We start from the raw sequence: 15,133 nt of genomic DNA, 5'->3' as shown, positions 1-15,133 counted from the left end.
TCGACAATCAACCCTCTTTGTAGGAGCCCACCCCTGTGGGCGATTTTTGACCCTGCACGCTTGAGCGAACACAATAAGAGAGCAATTCCATGGGCAACCGACTCACACAAATCGCCACCCGCACCGGCGACAACGGCACCACCGGCCTGGGCAACAACCAGCGCGTGTCCAAAAACAGCCTGCGCGTGCACGCCATGGGCGAGGTCGACGAGCTGAACTCTCACATCGGTTTGCTGCTGTGCGAAGACATGCCCGCCGATGTGCGCGAGGTGCTGGTCGAGGTGCAGCACCAGCTCTTTAACTTGGGCGGCGAGCTGTCCATTCCCGGCTTTGAGCTGCTCAAAGATGAGGCCGTGGCGGCCCTGGACGAGGCCCTCGAAAAGTACAACGCCCAGCTGCCCAAACTCGAAGAGTTCATCTTGCCAGCCGGCACACGCGGGGCGTCGCAAGCCCATGTGTGCCGCACTGTGGCCCGCCGCGCCGAGCGTGCGTGTGTGGCGCTGGGCAACGAAGAAGCCTTGAACGACACGCCGCGCCAATACCTCAACCGCCTGTCGGACCTGATGTTTGTGCTGGCCCGTGTGCTCAACCGCATGAACGGCGGCGACGACGTGTACTGGAAAAGCCAGCGCATGCAAAAAGACCCGGCGGCTTGATGCGCATGCTTGGCCACACCCTGAGTTTGGGGCTGTTGAGCTTGGCAGCGTTCAGCTCGGCCTTGGCGGCCCCCTCGTCGGTGGTCCTGACTTGCGCGGTGGCCTACATGCCGCAGCGCAGCACCTGGGTGCGTGAGGTGCGCATCGACTGGGACGCCAAAGCCGTGCGCCGTTTGCGCATCGACGGCGTGGAGCCTTATGGCTTTTCTCTCTTGCCCAGCGGTGTGATGACTGCGGTCGACAACGAGCGCATCCAGATCGATCTGGCCGCGCTGCAATGGCAAAGTGATTTTCGGGGCCAAGCCACGGGTCAGGGCCGTTGCGAAAAGTCGCCGGCTTGAGTCTTGTGCGCACTGTCACTTAGGTGCATGTTTCGGTCTTGTGGCGCGTGACAGCGGTGCATGGCCGCTGATACGCTGGAGCCCATGAACACCGCGACACGACCCACCGCTTCTGCCCCCTATCTGCCCCAGATCAGGCTCTACCAAAACTGGCTGCGCGATGAGCGCGGCCTGAGCTTTGACACCTACAACGACCTCTGGCGCTGGTCGGTCACCGAGCTCGATGCGTTTTGGCAAAGCATCTGGGATTATTTCGATTTCCAGTCGCCCACGCCGCACACGGCGGTGTTGGCGGGCAACGTCATGCCGGGGGCCAAGTGGTTCCCGGGGGCCCAGACCAATTACGCGCAACAGGTGTTTCGGCATGTGCAGCCCGCGCATGGGGCGGGGTTTTTGGCCGTCATCAGCCACAACGAAAAAGGCCTGCGCCGCGAAATGACCTGGCCCGAGTTGCGCCGCCAGGTGGCGGCCATGGCGCTGCACCTGCAGGCCCAGGGTGTGCAACCGGGGGACAGGGTGGCGGCTTATTTGCCCAACATCCCCGAAGCCATGGTGGCGTTTTTGGCCACCGCCAGCGTGGGCGGTGTCTGGAGCATTTGCGCCCCCGACATGGGCACCCACGCCGTGCTCGACCGCTTCAAGCAGATCGAGCCGAAAGTATTGATTGCGGTGGACGGCGTGAGCTACGGCGGGCGCGACTTTGACCGCATGGGTGTGGTGCAAGAGCTGCGTGACGCGCTGCCCAGCGTGCAACACGTCATCGTGCACGACAACCTGGGCACGCTCGACCTGGCCCATTGCGCCGTGGGTGCCAGCGTGCAGATGTCCACCATCACCACGCGTGACGATGCCGCCGTGCAGGCCTTTGAGCCGATGTGGTTGCCCTTTGACCACCCGCTGTGGATCGTCTATTCCAGCGGCACCACCGGTTTGCCCAAGCCCATCGTGCATGGCCACGGCGGCACCGTGATCGTGGCGTTGGCCAACAAAATTTTGCACAACGACATCGGCTGCAGTTACCACCCCAACAGCTGGGGCGAGCGCTTTCACTGGTACAGCTCCACCGGTTGGGTCATGTGGAATGCGCAAGTCGCGGGCCTGCTCAACGGCGTGACCTGCGTGATTTACGACGGCAACCCCGGCGGCAGCAAAGACAACCCCGACTGGGGCATTTTGTGGCGCTTGGCCGCGCATGAGAAGGTGAGTTTCTTCGGCGCGGGTGCGGCCTTTTTTGCCAACTGCCAAAAGGGAGGCGTGGACATCTCGCGCTGCGGCGACTTGTCGGGGGTCCGTGCCTTGGGCACGACCGGATCGCCTTTGTCGCCCGAGACCCAAAGCTGGGGCACAACGCAATTCAAGAACATCGGCACCGACATTTGGTGGTGCAACATCTCGGGCGGCACCGACTTTGCCGGGGCTTTTTTGGGCGGCCACCGCGAGCTGCCGCAAGAACCAGGCGTCATGCAATGCCGCGAACTTGGCTGCGCGGTCGAGGCCTGGAACGAAGCGGGCGAGCCGGTCAAAGGCGAAGTGGGCGAGCTGGTCTGCACCCAGCCCATCCCGTCCATGCCGCTGTACTTTTGGGGTGACCAGAACAACGCCCGCTACTTGGCCAGCTACTTCGAGATGTACCCCGCAGGCCACGGCCGCATGCCCGGTGGCGGTGACGGCCCGGCCAGCATGGGCGGTGTTTGGCGGCACGGCGACTGGCTGCGCATCGGCAGTGGTGACCCAGAAACCAAGGGCCAAGGTGAAGGCTGCGTGATCTTTGGCCGCAGCGACGCCACCATCAACCGCTACGGCCTGCGCATGGGCACCAGCGAGCTGTACAGCGCCGTCGAGGCGCTGCCTGAAGTCATGGACTCGATGGTGGTGGACCTGGAATACCTGGGCAAAGAAAGCTACATGCCCCTGTTTGTGGTGCTGCGCCCCGGCACCACACTCGACGACGCGCTCCAAGCCAAGCTCAACAACGCCATCAAAGTGGCGCTCAGCCCGCGCTTCATCCCGAACGAGATCTTCCAGGTCGCCGAAATCCCACGCACCTTGTCCGGCAAAAAGCAGGAGCTGCCGATCAAGAAACTCATGCTCGGTCAGCCACTCGAAAAGGTGGTCAACAAGGACGCCATGGCCAACCCAGGGTGTCTGGATTGGTATGTGGCTCTGGCCAAACGGCATTTGGCCAAGGCTTGATCCGCAGGCGCTTTTGATCTGGCCATTGAGCCGGTCCGATGGTGATTGCAATAACGCTTTTTTGTGGGAGCGGCGCCCTCGCCGCGATGGCGTTTTGCACATCACCCCACATCGCCCCGAATTCACAGGAGACCGCCTCATGCGTACATTTCTCGGAGCCCTCGTGGCTTTGTCTTTGGCAGGATGCGCCGCCGTCCCCGCTTCAAAAACCGTCGAAGTGCCTTCGGTCGTCTCGCCACAGATCGCCGCTGAACTGCTCAAAATCGGCCCGGTTGTCGCGCCGCCGCCCACCGAAAAACTCTATGCCCCGCTGGCCGAGCGCGAGCCTTATGCGGGCGTGCAGGTGCGTCGCGACGTGCGTTATGGCACCGACGCCCGAAACCTGCTGGACGTGTTCACCCCCGACAAACCGCAAGCGGGCCAGCCTGTGCTGGTGTTCGTGCATGGCGGTGCCTTCATGCGTGGCGAACGCCGCACCGGTGACAGCCCGTTTTACGACAACATCATGCTGTGGGCCGTGCGCCAGGGCATGGTCGGCGTCAACATGACCTACCGCCTGGCCCCAGCCCACCCCTGGCCAGCGGCGCAGCAAGACATCCAGTCCGCCCTGAAGTGGGTGCGCGAGAACATCGCGGCCAGCGGTGGCAACCCCCAACGCATCATCCTCATGGGCCATTCAGCCGGTGCTGCCCATGTGGCGCAATACGTGGCGCACCCGCAGTTCCATGTCGTGCCTGGCTCGGGCCTGGCCGGTGCCGTTCTGCTCTCGGGCCTCTTTGACCCGTCAACGGCAGATTCCAACCCGCCCCTGCAAGCCTACTTTGGCAAAGACGCCGCGCAATACCCTGCCCGATCGGCCGTGCCCGGCCTGGTGGCGGCCAAGGTGCCCTTGCTGTTGGCCTATGCCGAGCTGGACCCGCCCGATTTCCATCGCCAAAGCGAACAACTCAACACCGCCTTGTGCAAGGCTGGCAAATGCCCGGGCCTCTACAAACTCATAGGCCACAGCCACATGTCCGAGGTCTATTCGATCAACAGTGCGGACAAAACGGTGACCAACTTGATGAAGCAGTTGGTGGACCGGGTGCGCTGAGGGGGTGGCGCCGCTGAGGGGGGCTGGGCCTGTTTTGGCCCTGGTGCGACATGGGTACTGCCGCACCAGATTTACGACTTTTATGCAGTACTTTGAATAAAAGTCGCGACTATTTGTCAAAGTCCTGTAAAAAAGTCGAAAAATGGCGGCGTGAAACGCTACCTTGATGACCGTGTGCAGGCCGATCTGGCCCACAAAATGGTGTTCCTTACCGGTCCGCGCCAGGTCGGTAAAACCACGCCATTGAAATTCCTGGTTGTTATCAAATTCTGAAAATATTCATTTAAATACAAGAACTTGAATGCGTTGTATCATTGAAATATCTATTCATATATCCATTCAATGAATCCCGCAGACACCCTGATCGCGATCCTGCGACGCCACAACGGCCATGCCAGCAGCCCCGAGCTGCAGGCGCAGTTGGGCGTGAGCCAGCCCACCGTCTCGCGTTTGCTTGTGCCCTTGTTGGCATCAGGCCAAGTGGTCAAGGTGGGCGCAGCCCGGGCGCAGCGATATCTGTTGCCACGCGATGTGCCGGGTGTGGGGCGGCAGGTGCTCATCCACCAAGTGCTGCTCAGTGGCGAGCTGCAAAACTTTGGCACCTTGTACCCGCTGCCCGGAGGCGGTTTTTGGATGGACGAAGCCGACAAGGCCCATGGCCGCAGTGAGTTTCACCCCAGCTTGCCTTGGTTTTTGATGGACACCCGTCCCCAGGGCTTTATGGGTCGGGCTTTTGCCCAAGCGCACCCCGAGTTGGTCTTGCCCCCGCATTTGGCGCACTGGAGCGATGACCACATCCTGCTGGCGCTGGTGCGTGCAGGTGAAGACTTGCCCGGCAACCTGCTGATCGGCAGCGCCTCGCTCGACCGTTACCTGGCCCTGCCACCCAGCCGCAGCGCCGCCCCGGTGGTGAGTGAACCTGTTCAAGACTACCCGCGTCTGGCCCTGCTAGCCCTGGGCAGCGCAGCACCGGGCTCCAGCGCAGGTGGTGAGCAACCCAAGTTTTGCGCCGTGACCCATGGCGTGCCTGTGCTGGTCAAGTTCTCGCCCGCAGGCAATGGCCCGGCCGACCAGCGCTGGCGCGACTTGCTGGTGTGCGAGGCACTGGCCTTGCAAACACTGCAAGCCGCAGGCATTGCCGCCGCACAGACCGACATCGTGCAGGCCGGTGGCCGCGTCTTTTTGCAAAGTCGACGCTTTGACCGCACCCGCCAGGGCCGCGTTGGCATGGTGTCTTTGGAGATGTACGACGCCCACTACATCGGCATCGGATCGCAATGGTCAGCAACCGCCATGCAGACTGGGCGGGCAGGCACCGAAAGCCTGAGTGCTGCCGACATTCAGACCCTGTGCCTGCTAGACGCCTTTGGCGCCCTGATCGCCAACACCGACCGCCACCACGGCAATGTGTCGCTGTTGCTGCACCAACACCGCTGGCAACTGGCCCCGGCTTACGACATGTTGCCCATGTATTACGCTCCGGTGGCAGGCGAAGTGGTGGCGCGAGACTGGTCCAGCCAGCTGCCGCGCCCCAATGCACACACCTTGAATGTCTGGCCAAAAGCGCGTGAGTTGGCCTTGCAGTTTTGGCAAAGCGCGGCTGTGCATGCAAGGATCGGTGACGAGTTTCGCGCGGTTGCGCGGGCCAATGCTGGGGTGGTGCAGGGGCTTTGAGTGAAGCGTGGTGCTCACCCTCAGTCATTGACTGTTAAGTTATTGTCCATACAATAAGTTGAATGAGCATCCAGTTTGACCAAGCTAAGGACGCCAAAAACACCCAAAAGCATGGCGTGTCTCTGGCTGCGGCTGCGGGTTTTGAATGGATGGATGCAGTGACCTGGCCTGATCAACGTCAAGACTATGGCGAGGAACGTATTGCCGGAATTGGTTACATCGGCGATCGGCTGTTTGATGTGGTCTTCGTTGTCCGTGGCGAGGAGAGAAGAATCATCAGCCTGCGAAAGGCTAACCAACGCGAGGTGAAACGCTATGCCGAAACTTAAACCGACCCATATTTCTGTCACGGACACAGAAGATGCAGCGATCACCGCTGCTGCGATGACCGACCCCGACGCCTTGCCTTTCACGGATGAACAGTGGGCCTCGGTTAAGCCTCGCCTGCGCATGGGGCGTCCTAAAGCCGAGTTGACCAAAGAGCGCATCACCATCCGACTCTCCCGTGATGTGGTCACACAGTTTCGCGCCACAGGGCAGGGGTGGCAAACCCGAATGGATTCGGCGCTGCGCCAATACATTGCGGAGCACCCGATCACGCCTTGACCGCCGTAGGTCGTGATGGCGTCATAGAACTTGCCGTATTCGCCACATCAAAACGGCGTGCCCACTTTCGTGGGCACGCCGTTCGTTTTAAAAAAACCGGAAAAATCAGTTCTTGTGCAACTCAGCGTTCAACTCGCCCCAGCTCTTGTTGCGCGGAATGGCGTGCAGCGCGCCCGACTGTGAATCGCGGCGGAACAGGATGCCGTTTTTGCCGGACAGCTCTTTAGCCTTGACCACGCTGCCGTCGGGCAGCTGAACGCGGCTGCCGCCGGTGATGTAGCAACCGGCTTCCACGATGCAGTCGTCGCCCAGCGAGATGCCGATGCCGGCGTTGGCACCCAGCAGGCAGCGCTTGCCCACTTTGATGACTTCTTTGCCGCCACCCGACAGCGTGCCCATGATGGACGAGCCGCCGCCGATGTCGCTGGCGTCATCCACCACCACGCCCGCGCTGATGCGGCCTTCGACCATGCTGGAGCCCAGCGTGCCGGCGTTGAAGTTGCAAAAACCTTCGTGCATGACGGTGGTGCCGCTGGCCAGGTGCGCGCCCAGGCGCACGCGGTCGGCGTTGGCGATGCGCACGCCCGACGGGATCACGTAGTCGGTCATCTGCGGGAACTTGTCCAGGCCCTTGATCTCGAGCACGCGGCCGGTGCCACGGGCTTTCAGGCGGGCGGCGGGCACATCGGCCAGGGCGCAGGGGCCAAAGTTGGTCCAGGCCACGTTGGGCAGCAGGCCAAAAATGCCGGTCACGTTGGCACCGTGTGGCAACACCAGGCGGTGGCTCAGCAGGTGCAGGCGCAGGTAAGCGTCGTGGGTGTCGGCGGGCGCGTCGGCCAAGGACTTGATTTCGGTGCGCACGGCGACCACGGTGGCGTTGCGCACAGCGCAAGGGGCCAAGGCCTGGGCCACATCAGCGCCCAGGGCCGCCACGGCTTCTGCTTCGGTCAGGCGCGTGCTGCCGCTGGCGGCCACATCGGCGGCCAGTTCGGGGGCGGGGAACCAGGTGTCCAGCACGGTGCCGTCAGCGGCGATGGTGGCCAGGCCGGTGGCGCGTGCGCCGGTGGTTTGGAAAGTGCTCATGGTGTTGCTCCGAAAAAATGGCCCGCAGTGCGTGCGGGCCGGGGGAAATCTGAAGGCGTGATTATCGGGGATGGCGACTTAGGGTCTCGAATGGCTGGCCACATATTGGCGCAGCACGCTGTCCATGCGCGACTGCCAGCCTTCGCCTGTTGACTTGAAATAGGCCAGCACTTCGGGGCTGTAGCGCACCGAAACCAGCTGTTTTTTGTTCTCGGACTTGGGGCGACCGCGCAAACTTTTGAGCGGGACCATGGCCTGCAATTGCGTGGGCGTGAGCGGCTGAGCATGCGGATCGCTGCGGGCGGCGGCGGTGATGGCCTTGTCCTCTTGCACGCTGGGCATGCGGACAGTCGGGCGCTTAGAAATTTTCGACATAGTGCTTTACCTCCCGTCGATTGGCACGGCGAAGGCTGATGATTCTTCGCGTTGGTACCCGTCAACAAATGCCACGTAGTAAAGGGTTTCGGTCTAGGGCGCGAGAGCGATCATGCGCATCTCGTTGGACTCAAACCGATCATCAACCCATACCAGCGCGGATTCCCAGTCGAGTTCTTCGGCCATGCCCAAAGACAGACCATGTTTGATCTGATTCGAGGCGTCTTTGATCGGATCGAACTCAATACGCATTGTATTAATGTAGCTACTAAAAATCAATGTGTCAATGCTGTGAGTAAAGCTCATGGGGTAGAGCTTGTTGGGCCCCCAAAGGATGTTTGAGCTTGACGCCCTGTCACTTTCTGCCAACTCCTTTGAGCCTTGCAGCGATTGCGGCCGCCCCGCCTGCGCGGTGCAATCACCCCATGGCGACGGCCGAAATCAGGCCGTGCCGATGGAGACACAAGCATGTACCTCACCGCTGGTTTGCACCGCTCGATGCAAAGGCACCCCGACAAGATCGCCACCGTCACAGGTACGCGCCGCCAGACCTACCGGCAACTGGTGGACCGCGTGGCCCGCACCGCTTCGGCCCTGCGTGCGCTGGGCTTGCAACCGGGCGAGCGCTTGTCGGTGCTGGCGCTGAACAGCGACCGCATGATCGAATTGCTGCTGGCAGGTGCCTGGGCCGGGCTGGTGATCAACCCGATCAACACCCGCTGGACAGCGGCCGAAGTGGCCTACGCCCTGAACGACTGCGGGGCCAACGCGCTGGCGGTGGACGATGCCCTGATGGCCTCCGCGCAAGCCATGACCGACGCCCTGCCGACCCTGCGGCAGCGTTTTTACATCGGCGAAGCCCAAGCCCCGGCAGGCTATCTGCCGCTGGAGGCGCAACGGGCTGCAGCCGTGCCCATGGAAGATGTGCGCAGCGCCCCAGACACGCTGGCCGCCATCGTTTACACGGGGGGCACCACCGGCTTCCCCAAGGGCGTGATGCTCTCGCACGGCAACCTTTGGGCCTCGCTGGTGGGGCGCATGGCCGAGGTGCCCAACCCGCCGCATTACGTCACCTTGCTCACCTCGCCCATGTTCCATGTGGCGGGGCTGGGCCGCATGCTGGGACAGACCGTGGTGGGCGGCACCTGCGTGACGGTTCCAGCATTTCAGCCCCAGCCCGTGGTCGAGATCATGGCCCGCGAAGGCGTGAACGACCTGGTCATCGTGCCCAGCATGCTGCAAATGCTGCTCGACACCCCCGGCTTTGACCCGCAGGGCCTGCCCAAGCTGGAGCGCATTTTGTGGGGCGCGGCACCCATCACGTTGCCGCTGCTGCGGCGTGCGCTGCAGGCTTTCCCTGATGTGGACTTCATCCATGTGTACGGCATGACCGAAACCTCGGCCGCCGTCTCGACCTTGCCGATTTCCCGTGACCCGGCCTTTCTGGACAGCGAGCGCATCCGCTCGGCGGGGCAGGCCGGGGTGTCGGCAGAGATCCGCATCGCCGACGCCGAGGGCCAAGAGCTGCCCGCAGGCACGCACGGCGAGATCCTGGTGCGCGGCCCGGCGGTGATGCAAGGCTACTGGGGCCGAGAAGAAGACACCCGCAAGGCCTTGGCAGGCGGCTGGCTGCACACCGGTGACGGCGGCGTGATGGACGCCCACGGCTACCTGTACGTCATCGATCGCATCAAAGACATGGTCATCACCGGCGGCGAAAACGTCTACCCGGCCGAAGTGGAAAGCACCCTCACCAGCCACCCGGCGGTGTCGATGTGCGCCGTCATTGGTGTGCCCCACGAGAAATGGGGCGAGGCCGTGCACGCCGTTGTGGTGCTCAAACCCGGCGCGCAAGCCAGCGGCGAAGAACTCTCGGCGCACTGCCACGCGCTGATCAGTGGCTTCAAGTGCCCCAAGAGCTACGAATTTCGCGACAAGCTGCCGCTCACGGCTGCAGGCAAAGTCCAAAAAACCGAACTGCGCAAGACCGCAGCACGCGCATGAGCAGCACCGCCACCCATTCGCCCAACCGCCCGCCGCTGCAAGGCGTGCGCGTGCTCGACCTCACCCGCCTGCTGCCAGGCCCCATGTGCACCCTGCACCTGGCCGACTTGGGCGCCGACGTCATCAAGATCGAAGACCTGGGCGCGGGCGACTACGCCTCACCACCGGTGCGCGAAATGCTCAACCGCAACAAACGCGGCATGCGCCTGGACCTGAAGCACCCCGAAGGCATGCAGCTTTTGCTCAAGCTGTGCGAGACCGCCGACGTGCTGGTCGAAGGCTTTCGCCCGGGTGTGATGGCCCGGCTGGGCTTGGGTTACGACGTGGTGCACAGCCGCAACCCGCGCCTCGTGTACTGCAGCATCAGCGGCTACGGCCAGACCGGACCGCTGAGCCAAAAGGCCGGTCACGACCTGAACTACTGCGGCTATGCCGGCGTGGCCGACCAAGTGGGCACGCCGTCGGGCGAGCTGGCCCTGTCCAACTTGCCCATGGGCGACTTGCTGGGCGGCACCATGCCCGCCGTCATGGGCATCTTGGCCGCGCTGTTTGACGCGCAGCGTACCGGCCAAGGCCGCCATGTGGACGTGGCCATTGCCGATGGCGTGCTGGCCCACGCGGTGATCCCGCTCGCTGGCCTGCACAGCCGGGGCCGCGTGCCCGCGCCCGGTGGCGACAAGCTGACCGGCGCGCTGCCCTGCTACGGCCTGTACTCCACACAAGACGGCCGCTACCTGGCCGTGGGCGCTTTTGAGCACAAGTTCTGGGACACCTTTTGCACCTTGCTGGGCCGCCCTGATTTGGCCGAGCACCACATCCCCAAAACGCAGGCCTTGAACGACTGGGTGCGGCGCGAAGTCGCCCAAGCGGTGCAAGCCCACCCCCTGGCCCACTGGGCGCAGCTGCTCGATGGTGCCGACTGCTGCGTGACCCCTGTGCTCAAGCTCGACGAGGCGCAAAAGCTGCCCCACTTCCAAGACCGGGGCATGTGGGTGCAGGTGCAAACCGCGCAGGGCGAGACCATGACACAACTGGCCATGCCAGTGCAGATGAGCGGCTACCGCTTTGAAGTGCAACGCCCCGCGCCCCTGCAGGGCCAGCACACTCGCGAGCTGCTGACCGCTGCGGGACTCGATGACGCCGCGATTGATGTTTTGTGCCAACGCAAAGTCGTAGGATAGAGGCCTCGTATTCGAGGCCCTGAAGTCAGAATTGCCCCCGTAATCAACGCATCTTGTAGGTCGGTGGCTTCAGCCCCGACATGAGACCTGCGCCGAAGCGAGCCATGTCGGAGCTGAAGCTACCGACCTACGGAGGCGGTATTCGTAGGTCGGCGGCTTCAGCCCCGACATGAGACCTGCGCCGAAGCGAGCCATGTCGGAGCTAAAGCTACCGACCTACGGGGAGCCAGTGGTTTTTCGCAGGTCGGCGGCTTCAGCCCCGACATGCAGCCAGCGGCAAAGCCAACCATGTTGATTTTGAGGCCAAACCCGCAAAACCATTGATGAACTTTCACCGTACCGAACCTCTGACAACTGCTTCATGACCCGCCCGCCCAACGCCCCGCCCATTCAGCACACCATCGCGGCCTACCAGGTGGTGCAGATGCTCATGGCCATCGAGGACGATAACGCCCGCGTTGCCGTGCTGCGCCGTGCAGGCATCCTGCCCGCGCTGCTCGAATCCAAACTGGCGCGGGTCACCCAAGCCCAGTTTGCCCGCCTGATGACCGCGCTGGTGCGCCACCACCGCGACGAGTTTTGGGGCCTGAGCACCACCGCGCTGCCCCTGGGCTCTTTTGCCATGGGCTGCCGCATGCTGGTGGGCCACCGCAAACTGGGTGAGGCCGTGCGCGCCGGGCTGCGTTACTACCACGCGCTCTTGCCCGATTTTGTGCCGCGCTTGGTGGTCAGCGGCGGCGTGGCTTATCTGCGCATGAGTCCGCGCCACACCCTGAATGATCGCCAGGCCTACGCCGTGCGGGTCTTCATGTTCCTCAGCTACGGCGTCATGTGCTGGCTGGCGGCGCGGCGTATCCCGGTGGATGAAGTCGTTTACCAAGACCGCGATGTGGCCCGGCGCAGCGATGCGTCCAAACTGTTCCAGGCCCCCATTCGCCTGATGGACGGTGAATGGGGCTACCGTTTCGACGCCAAATGGCTCGACCTGCCCGTGGTGCAAAACACCGAAAGCGTAGAAGAGTTTTTGCAACAGGCCCCGGCCTGCCTGCTTGTCAAATACCGCGACCAGGCCAGCCTGACCGAGCGCATCCGCCGCATGCTGCGCCGCTACCTGGCAGAAGAAATGCCCTCGCTCGAAGCCATCAGCGACATGCTGGCCACCACCCCCCAAACCCTGCGCCGCCGCCTGCAGCGCGAAGGCCAGGGCTACCAAATGATCAAAGACGCCCTGCGCCGCGACGTGGCCGTCGAGTACCTCACCCAGACCGACCTGCCGCTCTTGGAAGTAGCAGCCCGCGTGGGGTTTTCAGAAGCCAGCACTTTCCACCGCGCCTTCAAAGGCTGGACGGGGCTGACGCCAGGGGCGTACCGCCAGGCGCACAACGAACCGGCTGAAGGCGAAGTGCAGGCCTGAGCTGAGTGGGTTTCCTTGTGGGAGCGGCGCCCTCGCCGCGATCAACCCTCGCAGACCCACATCCATCGTCCTCATGCGCTTGGATTTCCTCACCGCTCAAACCTCATCATCTTGATAACCCGCTTCGCGCTGGTGCCAAATCCTGGCCACCATGACCCGGTCCAACACATCGACCCATGCGTAGCGCGCCAGACAAACGCTGCGCCTGCGGGAGATGATCAGTTCACGCAAACCACCTTCCACCGGGCGACCTATGCCGGGTTGATGCGTCAACACTTGCAAGCTTTCTTTACAGCAGCACAAAGCGCAGACGGAGAATGCGACTGAGACTGAGTTGTTGACGACGTTGCAGGCTGGGTGTGAACTTGACGCGAACCAAATTTGGTCTATATTTGGTCTGAATTTACTTCTGAGGCGGCCATGTCACTCGCTCAACAAATCAAGCCTATTTCATATCTCAAGTCACACGCTGCCGACATCATTAAAAACTTCGCCACCAACCCTGATCCGTTGATCATCACGCAAAACGGTGAAGCCAAGATGGTGGTGCTCGATATCCAAGCCTACGAGCAACAACAAGAAACCATGGCACTCTTAAAGCTGATTGCCATGGGTAACAAAGAGTTGGCTCAAGGCCAGTTTCAAGAGGCTGATGACTTCTTCAGCGAAATGGCGCGTGAAGAATGACAGGCCCCAGAAAAGTTGTGATTCTTCAGTCGGCAAAATCAGATTACCGAAGAATCAAAACCTACGTGACGCAGAAATTTGGGGCTGAAACTTGGCTTGAAATCAATCACGAATGGAAAGTCAAACTCCATCAATTGGCAACGAATCCGGAACTGGGCAACAACATCTTTGAACTCGATGGCACGGGCTTGACTGGATTCAAAAGATATCAGTACAAAAATGCCTATGTGGTTTACCAGACCTCTGATGCGCTTTTGACCGTTTACATGTTCATACCGAGCATGCGCGATTTCAGGCGACATTTGATGGATCGCTTGCTCGCTGCTTGATCGCCAAGGCGCACACTCGGCGTGACCCCGTCCCGTCTTGAATCGGGTTTTGAGGCCTCAACGCTCAAACATCATCATCTTGGTAACCCGCTTCACGTTGGTGCCAAATCCTGGCCACCATGACCCGGTCCAACACATCGACCCATGCGTAGCGCGCCAGACAGACGCTGCGCCTGCGGGAGATGATCAGTTCACGCAATCTTGGTCTAAATCGATCCTAGCATTCGTTCTTTGCTGCAATGGCTAACCCCGTGCCGCAAGAGCTGTGCATAAGTTGACAGCGCAGTTTCTCTGACTGACATTGAACGAACGCCTCAATTCACTCAAGCAAGGCGAGGGTCGTAGACGAAGGGCCTGTGTACTTGGGCTTTGATCTTGTCTGCGTCCTTGTGCTTGGGGTTGATCAGCACATTGAACTCTTCGTGAACAATGACTGAGGGCACCAGCAGCAGCAAGCTGTCGCAGCTTTTGAGCCATGTATTACCCACATTGACCGTGTCCATGCCGGGTGGCTCGGCGACCCAGGTTTTGGGCAAGCTGTCTGGGGCAACCACCTGACGTGCCTCCCACAACTTGTGCGGGATTTCGATGCCCACCAGAAACCTGTTTCTGCAGGCGATGTCATCGCCGATGTGTGCCAGCGTTTCCAGTGTGCACAGCGCAATCGATGTGCCCGCATACACCACAGGGTGTCCCACCGCGTTCCAACGGCCACCCACTGCAGCGGCCCCTCCTCCACTGAGGTCCTCCGCTCGGAAGTCTTTGGTGTGCTTGGCTATTCGCCAGACTGTGGTGGGGGCGGCGCTCTTGGCAGGCATCAAGCCACCACGCCGTGTTCGATCCGACCCAGCGTGTGCATCACCAGCTCGAAGCCACTGTCCGTGTCCATGAGCGACACCGGTGTCACACCACCAAGAGATCTGATCTCCCGCTTCAGCCAGGACGATGCAGCATGGCTGTCTTCAAAGACCTCTTGTGCCCTGACCAAGGCCTTGGCTGAGCGAAGTACCGCATCCCCTTCGGTGGGGGTCAGCGGGGTATTATTTTTGATGCGTGCTTCAATTGTGCTTCTGGGCAGCTGGAGGTAATCCAGAAAGCTGGCCCGAGGCATGGCCAACGCATCGCACATTTCGACAACGGTTTTGGACGATAAGCCTTGTCGGACGAAGACCGTTTGATCCCATAAATTGCAACGCACCAAGGTAAAAATCGATGGATTTTGGCCACCGGTCGGCAATGCTTTATGGAGATCGATGGTTGCGGTTTTCTTGCTCACGAATGTCGTCACAAAAACGTCCGTTTTCTTGACTTTTCGGGCGATGGCCATTCGCCGGGGTTTTTTGCTCGAAGAGCCAGGCGCGTCGATTTTTGCTATTGAGTGCATGGCGTTGTCCAATTTGGTCATTTAATTGTCTGATTATAGACATTAATTCAGGCTGTGTGATCATCAAAAATGTCACTTCCTGCCAATCATCTTGACCTGATTGGCGATTGGTA

The 15,133-nt window shown here is 61.4% G+C and carries 19 protein-coding genes; 13 read left to right on the top strand and 6 right to left on the bottom strand.

Annotated elements, in window-relative coordinates; all coding sequences use genetic code 11:
* Nucleotides 1-89 precede the first annotated feature (89 nt).
* The 8 genes from AMM41_RS17200 to AMM41_RS17170 all read left to right on the top strand — a co-directional run bounded on the left by AMM41_RS17200 (nucleotide 90) and on the right by AMM41_RS17170 (nucleotide 6,563).
* On the top strand, nucleotides 90-656 hold the full coding sequence (locus AMM41_RS17200; protein ID WP_089962038.1) for a cob(I)yrinic acid a,c-diamide adenosyltransferase: 567 nt from the start codon (nucleotides 90-92) through the stop codon (nucleotides 654-656).
* A gap of 5 nt (nucleotides 657-661) precedes the next feature.
* Nucleotides 662-997, top strand: a complete 336-nt coding sequence (locus AMM41_RS17195; protein ID WP_089962034.1) for a hypothetical protein — start codon at nucleotides 662-664, stop codon at nucleotides 995-997.
* 84 nt (nucleotides 998-1,081) lie between these two features.
* Nucleotides 1,082-3,190, top strand: a complete 2,109-nt coding sequence (locus AMM41_RS17190; RefSeq protein WP_089962099.1) for an acetoacetate--CoA ligase — start codon at nucleotides 1,082-1,084, stop codon at nucleotides 3,188-3,190.
* A 139-nt stretch (nucleotides 3,191-3,329) separates the two neighbouring features.
* Nucleotides 3,330-4,283 carry an alpha/beta hydrolase gene (locus tag AMM41_RS17185; RefSeq protein WP_089962095.1) on the top strand — a complete coding sequence of 318 codons (954 nt, stop codon included), beginning with the start codon at nucleotides 3,330-3,332 and terminating at the stop codon, nucleotides 4,281-4,283.
* A gap of 150 nt (nucleotides 4,284-4,433) precedes the next feature.
* Nucleotides 4,434-4,556 carry a hypothetical protein gene (locus AMM41_RS22390; protein WP_255350448.1) on the top strand — a complete coding sequence of 41 codons (123 nt, stop codon included), beginning with the start codon at nucleotides 4,434-4,436 and terminating at the stop codon, nucleotides 4,554-4,556.
* 69 nt (nucleotides 4,557-4,625) lie between these two features.
* Nucleotides 4,626-5,957 carry a type II toxin-antitoxin system HipA family toxin YjjJ gene (yjjJ, locus tag AMM41_RS17180; protein ID WP_089962030.1) on the top strand — a complete coding sequence of 444 codons (1,332 nt, stop codon included), beginning with the start codon at nucleotides 4,626-4,628 and terminating at the stop codon, nucleotides 5,955-5,957.
* A 62-nt stretch (nucleotides 5,958-6,019) separates the two neighbouring features.
* Nucleotides 6,020-6,286, top strand: a complete 267-nt coding sequence (locus AMM41_RS17175; RefSeq protein ID WP_089962026.1) for a BrnT family toxin — start codon at nucleotides 6,020-6,022, stop codon at nucleotides 6,284-6,286.
* Nucleotides 6,273-6,563: a BrnA antitoxin family protein gene (locus tag AMM41_RS17170; protein WP_089962023.1), complete on the top strand. Its 291-nt coding sequence runs from the start codon at nucleotides 6,273-6,275 to the stop codon at nucleotides 6,561-6,563. The genes AMM41_RS17175 and AMM41_RS17170 overlap by 14 nt, the downstream gene beginning before the upstream one ends.
* A gap of 105 nt (nucleotides 6,564-6,668) precedes the next feature.
* On the opposite strand, the gene dapD is transcribed toward AMM41_RS17170, so the two are convergent.
* The 3 genes from dapD to AMM41_RS22485 form a co-directional block, all read right to left on the bottom strand.
* Nucleotides 6,669-7,646 (bottom strand): 2,3,4,5-tetrahydropyridine-2,6-dicarboxylate N-succinyltransferase, encoded by a 978-nt coding sequence (gene dapD, locus AMM41_RS17165; protein WP_089962020.1) that lies wholly within the window; start codon nucleotides 7,644-7,646, stop codon nucleotides 6,669-6,671.
* 78 nt (nucleotides 7,647-7,724) lie between these two features.
* On the bottom strand, nucleotides 7,725-8,021 hold the full coding sequence (locus AMM41_RS17160; RefSeq protein ID WP_089962016.1) for a BrnA antitoxin family protein: 297 nt from the start codon (nucleotides 8,019-8,021) through the stop codon (nucleotides 7,725-7,727).
* Between the two features lie 93 nt (nucleotides 8,022-8,114).
* The gene (locus AMM41_RS22485; RefSeq protein ID WP_368664975.1) at nucleotides 8,115-8,273 is read right to left on the bottom strand and encodes a BrnT family toxin; all 159 of its coding nucleotides are present in this window, start codon (nucleotides 8,271-8,273) and stop codon (nucleotides 8,115-8,117) included.
* Nucleotides 8,274-8,489: 216 nt separating this feature from the next.
* Between AMM41_RS22485 and AMM41_RS17150 the strand changes: the two genes are divergently transcribed.
* From AMM41_RS17150 to AMM41_RS17140, 3 genes are all read left to right on the top strand, one after another.
* Nucleotides 8,490-10,025, top strand: a complete 1,536-nt coding sequence (locus tag AMM41_RS17150; RefSeq protein WP_089962012.1) for a class I adenylate-forming enzyme family protein — start codon at nucleotides 8,490-8,492, stop codon at nucleotides 10,023-10,025.
* Nucleotides 10,022-11,206: a CaiB/BaiF CoA transferase family protein gene (locus AMM41_RS17145; RefSeq protein WP_089962008.1), complete on the top strand. Its 1,185-nt coding sequence runs from the start codon at nucleotides 10,022-10,024 to the stop codon at nucleotides 11,204-11,206. The genes AMM41_RS17150 and AMM41_RS17145 overlap by 4 nt, the downstream gene beginning before the upstream one ends.
* Nucleotides 11,207-11,567: 361 nt before the next feature.
* Entirely contained in the window at nucleotides 11,568-12,620 is a 1,053-nt protein-coding gene (locus AMM41_RS17140; protein WP_089962005.1) for an AraC family transcriptional regulator, read from the top strand.
* A gap of 96 nt (nucleotides 12,621-12,716) precedes the next feature.
* Here AMM41_RS17140 and AMM41_RS17135 read toward each other — a convergent pair whose 3' ends face one another.
* Nucleotides 12,717-12,896 carry a hypothetical protein gene (locus AMM41_RS17135; protein WP_228769333.1) on the bottom strand — a complete coding sequence of 60 codons (180 nt, stop codon included), beginning with the start codon at nucleotides 12,894-12,896 and terminating at the stop codon, nucleotides 12,717-12,719.
* A gap of 144 nt (nucleotides 12,897-13,040) precedes the next feature.
* Here AMM41_RS17135 and AMM41_RS17130 point away from each other — a divergent pair, with 144 nt between their 5' ends.
* Nucleotides 13,041-13,307, top strand: coding sequence for a type II toxin-antitoxin system Phd/YefM family antitoxin (locus AMM41_RS17130; RefSeq protein WP_053173107.1), 267 nt, complete (start codon nucleotides 13,041-13,043; stop codon nucleotides 13,305-13,307).
* Nucleotides 13,304-13,636, top strand: coding sequence for a type II toxin-antitoxin system RelE/ParE family toxin (locus AMM41_RS17125; protein ID WP_089961997.1), 333 nt, complete (start codon nucleotides 13,304-13,306; stop codon nucleotides 13,634-13,636). Before AMM41_RS17130 ends, AMM41_RS17125 begins: the two co-directional genes overlap by 4 nt.
* Nucleotides 13,637-13,959: 323 nt before the next feature.
* On the opposite strand, the gene AMM41_RS17120 is transcribed toward AMM41_RS17125, so the two are convergent.
* Together AMM41_RS17120 and AMM41_RS17115 are read right to left on the bottom strand one after the other, a co-directional pair.
* Nucleotides 13,960-14,454, bottom strand: coding sequence for an RES family NAD+ phosphorylase (locus AMM41_RS17120; RefSeq protein WP_089961994.1), 495 nt, complete (start codon nucleotides 14,452-14,454; stop codon nucleotides 13,960-13,962).
* A complete protein-coding gene (locus AMM41_RS17115; RefSeq protein WP_089961990.1) occupies nucleotides 14,454-15,041 on the bottom strand; it encodes a type II RES/Xre toxin-antitoxin system antitoxin in 588 nt (195 codons plus the stop codon). Before AMM41_RS17115 ends, AMM41_RS17120 begins: the two co-directional genes overlap by 1 nt.
* Nucleotides 15,042-15,133 lie beyond the last annotated feature (92 nt).

The organism is Limnohabitans sp. 2KL-3 (assembly GCF_001269405.1).
Taxonomy (GTDB): domain Bacteria; phylum Pseudomonadota; class Gammaproteobacteria; order Burkholderiales; family Burkholderiaceae_C; genus Limnohabitans_A.
The sequence above is the reverse complement of the archived record's forward strand: the minus strand, read 5'-3'. Positions and strand labels throughout refer to the sequence as shown.